At 54.0% G+C, this 4,494-nt stretch carries 3 protein-coding genes; all 3 read left to right on the top strand.

Translation table 11 applies throughout. The annotated features are described in order from the left end of the window. Positions 1-110: 110 nt before the first annotated feature. The 3 genes from B2R48_RS02740 to B2R48_RS02730 all read left to right on the top strand — a co-directional run bounded on the left by B2R48_RS02740 (position 111) and on the right by B2R48_RS02730 (position 4,391). Positions 111-1,397 (top strand): EAL domain-containing protein, encoded by a 1,287-nt coding sequence (locus B2R48_RS02740; RefSeq protein ID WP_296997528.1) that lies wholly within the window; start codon positions 111-113, stop codon positions 1,395-1,397. A 110-nt stretch (positions 1,398-1,507) separates the two neighbouring features. Continuing rightward, positions 1,508-2,875 carry a DNA polymerase IV gene (locus B2R48_RS02735; protein WP_296997525.1) on the top strand — a complete coding sequence of 456 codons (1,368 nt, stop codon included), beginning with the start codon at positions 1,508-1,510 and terminating at the stop codon, positions 2,873-2,875. Positions 2,876-3,014: 139 nt separating this feature from the next. Next, a complete protein-coding gene (locus B2R48_RS02730; RefSeq protein ID WP_296997521.1) occupies positions 3,015-4,391 on the top strand; it encodes a sensor histidine kinase in 1,377 nt (458 codons plus the stop codon). The last annotated feature ends 103 nt before the right edge of the window (positions 4,392-4,494 follow it).

The following is a 4,494-nucleotide window of genomic DNA, read 5'->3' as shown; positions in this document are numbered from 1 at the left end:
ACCATTAACCAGACCTTCAGAACATTATGATTTGATCAGACTTGGGTCTTCGGTGTATTCAACCGGCCAATAACGAGCCAAAAAAACGTTCTCTCTTTCAGGGGTTTCGCGTGATTGAACCGCAGCAATATGGCCAGCAGGCCCTTCAGGAATACCTGTTGCTGGATTATGTGCAACGACTGGAGACCCGCAAATACGGGCACCGGGCGGTACATATTCACCTGTCGCGCCTAAAGCCGTTCCATCGCCGCGACTACCATATCCGCGTTGCGACCAATACCTTTGAAAGCTATGTAAAACTCTATGTCGGTCGTATTTTTGTTCTGACCAACAATGACCTGATCTTTGTCTGGAAAGACAAATCAATCGCCGATGTCGAACCGGCCGTTGATACCTTGCGCTATCTGTTCCGCGATGATCCGCTGTCGCAGGATGACAGCGAAGAAACCGGTTTCTGCACATGGTTCAACCTGAACACCGAGTTTCAGGAATTCCTGCTGCTGTGTCAGCACCTTGATGATCGCGCCAAAAAGCTTCAGAAAAGCTTGAACATGCGCAGCGCCGTCCAGCGTGAAAAAGACAACAACACCCTGGGCCCGATCACCGCTGAAAACCTGGCCGAGCTTGAAGAAACCATCCACACCGCTGATCTGTCCGAACATATCCGGCAGCAACCGGTGTGTGTCTTTGCCCATGGCGGGTCCAAGGAACTGCATCCGGTCTTTGACGAGTTCTTTGTCTCGATTGCCGATCTGCGCAATGCGTTGATGCCCAATATCGATCTGGCGTCCAACCGCTGGCTGTTCCAGCACATGACAGAGACGCTCGACAAACGCATGCTCAATTACCTGTGCAAGCGAACCTTCAAGACGCATGCAAGCTCGTTCTCGATCAACCTCAACCTTGGAACCCTGACGTCAAAGGATTTTGACAAGTTTGATGAAAACGTGCGCCGCAACTGGCCCGGGAACGTCATTATCGAGCTTAATCAGGTTGATCTGTTTTCGAACCTGGAGACCTATCTCAGTGTCCGCGATGACTTCCATCAACGCGGCTATCGTATCCTGATCGACAACCTGACTGTCGAGGCCCTGTCCTTTGTTGATCGCAAACGCCTGAAAGCAGACTTCATCAAGGTCGCCTGGCGCGAAGAGATGACCGATAACGTCATCCGCAAAAAGTACTCCGAGATGGACAACCTCGTGAAGAATTCTGGCCGCGAACGCGTGATCCTGTGCCGCTGCGATTCACCAACCGCGATCAAATTCGGCCAGTCGCTTGGTATTACCCTGTTCCAGGGCCGCTATATCGACAACATGATCGCTCGCCAGCGCCGTGCCAAACGCGATGGCGCCAAACCGGCCAAGCCCGCTGCCAAGAAGCCAGCCCCCAGATAAATACCAAACAATCGCCATCTCCTGACAAATCGGTCAGGAGGGGCGATGATGCATCACAAAGCTTCATTTCATCTCTTGGCAAATTCGGAACAAAAGCAGTACAAATAAGCATGCTGTATGCACTGTGCCCGGACTGCCATCACAAATGGCGACTGCAACTTGATCGACCGCTTCCCAAAAGCGGTGGCGGATCATACGTGCCCTGCCCGGTTTGTTCCTGCAAGCGCGCCATTGCCCATCCCGAACTCCCCGATCTTGCCATCGGTCACCTTGATTGCGATGCCTTTTATGCCTCGATCGAAAAGCGTGATCGACCGGAACTGATTGATCAGCCCGTGATTATCGGTGGCGGTCATCGCGGTGTTGTCGCAACCTGCTGTTATGTCGCGCGCAAATATGGTGTGCGTTCCGCCATGCCCGCCTTCAAGGCGCGGGAACTCTGCCCGGATGCTGTGTTTCTGAAATCAGACATGAAGAAATATCAGCGAGAAGGCTATCGTATCCGTGACATGATGCGCGAATTAACGCCCGACATCGAGCCGCTGTCGATTGACGAGGCCTTCATGGACCTGTCCGGCGCCATTGAAACCCACGGCAAGTCAGCGGCAGAATGTTTGGCCGACCTTCAGGCAACGATCAAAAGCGAAGTCGGGATTACGGTCTCTATCGGGCTTTCCTATAACAAGTTCCTCGCCAAGATCTCGTCTGACCTCAACAAGCCGTTCGGCTTTTCCATGATCGGACGGCGCGAGGCGGTTGATTTCCTGGCCGACAAGCCAGTGCGCATGATGTGGGGTGTAGGGCCTGCTATGGAACGCAAACTGCACACAGACGGCATCACAACCATCGGCCAGCTGCAGGAAATGGATATCCACGCCCTGCAAGGTCGATATGGCAGTATCGGCAAGCGGTTCTTTTACTTTTCACGCGGCGAAGACAACCGGCGGGTTGAACAAAGTACGGAACGCAAAAGCCTGTCCTCGGAAACCACCTTTAACGAAGATATCGCAAGCCTGTCCGAGCTTTCCGAAATCGCCACCCGGCTTACGTCGCGGGTCGCAAGCGATCTGGCACGCAAGGAAATCGCAGGCCACACGGTTGTACTCAAACTCAAATCATCGGATTTCAAAATCCGCACCCGCAACATGCGCCTGACCTATCCGACCTTGCGCGAAGAGGTCATTCTTGATGCCGCGCTGACGCTGCTTAAAAAGGAAACTGATGGCACGCGCTATCGTCTGCTTGGGGTCGGGGTTGCCGATCTGTATGCCGCCGATATGGCCGACCCGGTTGATCTTTTTGCCGGGGATGGTGCCACCGGCCCAGATGATGACGCGGAAATGGAGTCTTCGCTGTCAGATGCCGCACGAAAGGTCATCGACCTGCCGCGCCCCACCGCAGAACAGCTTCGCGAAAGCCTGACACGGCGTTATCGCCAGCACAAAGGCAAAGCAAAACAACGGCGTTTTCCTTTCTAGGCACCTTGTGACCGGGATGCATCATTCCAATGTAATATTCCCGTTGCATTACCTCCCGGAACGGATAAAAAACCCAAAAGTATAGTTACGGCGTTACAGAACACCTCCGCGCCCCGAAGACCGTCGAATGGGAGACCCGATGTTTGGCGTAGAACTTGATATCCGGACACTGGCATTTGTTGCGACATTGTCAGCCATCATTCAGGCACTGACCTTTTCGTCGCTTTGGATGGTGTCACGCCGGGATAGCGCGACCACACTTTGGGCCGTTGGTGGCATCGCCAACGCGATCGGATTTATTCTTTTGGGATTGCGGGGATTTATCCCCGATCTGGCATCAGTGGTGGCCGCCAACACCTTAATCGCTGCGGGTCACGCGTTCTATCTGTTCGGGCTTCAGGTATATACCAACAAGAAACCAAGCTATCGGACTGTCGGAATCGCACTTGCGATTTATGCTGCACTGTTTGTCTATTTCAGCGTGTTTGTGCCGAATTTCGCCATGCGGGTCGTCGTCATTTCCGTGACGATCTCGGCCGTGTCGCTGGCAAGCTGCCTTGTTCTGGCGCAATCAAGGTGCCGGAAATTGACCGCCCCGGAGATCCTGATGGCGATCACCTTTGCCGCGCACTGCCTTTTCCATCTGGCGCGCGGTATCGTCGCCCTTGTTGATGATCAGGCGATGACCAAGCTGATGTCGGCCTCAACCATTCACATGCTGGCGTTTCTTGATGTGATTGTGTTCCTGCTGCTGACTGCCGTCGGATTTACGGCGATGATCATTATCTCGCTCAACCTGTCACTGCTTGCAGAGGCACGCGCCAAGAACCGCCTGTTTACCGTTCTTGCCCATGACCTCAGAACACCGTTCCACGGGCTTGCCGGCCTGTCACTGATGGCGCAGCAGGATCTGGTGGCAGGCAATCCGGCGCAGGCGCTTGGCAATATCCGCAAACTGCATTCCTCGACCTCGGAAACCATGCGTTTTCTCGATGATCTTCTGGTTTGGGGGCGCACCCTGTTTGACGAAGGCAAACCCGAACGCTGCGCCATCGACCTTGATGAACTGGTCGATAACACCATCAAGGTGTCACGTCCACTTCTTGAAACCAAGTCGGTCCGGGTGATCAGCGAGGTAGGTGAACACACCGCCTATGGCATCGCACCGCATGCGGAAATGATCCTGCGCAACCTTCTGGTCAATGCTATCAAGTATTCAAACCCGCATGGCTCGATCACGATTGCAACTCAAAAGGCGGATGACAAAGTCAGATTACAGATCATCGACCGCGGTGTCGGCGCATCCGATGACATGATCGCTTCCTTTGCAGCCAGCTTGACCAGCTATGGCTCCAAGGACGGCACCAATGGCGAAATCGGTTCCGGCGTCGGGCTGTCGCTATGCCGGGATCTATGCCGCGAGGATGGCGAGGATATCTGGCTTGAACACAATCCCGAAGGCGGACTGATCGCGACCTTCACCCTGTCGCCCTTGCCAGACGAAAAAGCGGCCTGAATCAAAAAACGCCCGCCGAACCATCAGACGAGCATTTAAGAATAACATATTGTTATTTCAGAAAAAAATATGGCGTCCCCTAGGGGATTCGAACCCCTGTTAC

It is taken from the genome of Thalassospira sp. UBA848, assembly GCF_002295455.1.
Classification (GTDB): domain Bacteria; phylum Pseudomonadota; class Alphaproteobacteria; order Rhodospirillales; family Thalassospiraceae; genus Thalassospira.
This window is presented reverse-complemented; position numbering and strand designations above follow the sequence as displayed.

Bases quoted from the DNA above. Each gene is read 5' to 3' on its own strand.
- B2R48_RS02735 (WP_296997525.1), top strand. From the start codon at position 1,508: ATGCTGTATGCACTGTGCCCGGACTGCCATCACAAATGGCGACTGCAA.
- B2R48_RS02730 (WP_296997521.1), top strand. From the start codon at position 3,015: ATGTTTGGCGTAGAACTTGATATCCGGACACTGGCATTTGTTGCGACA.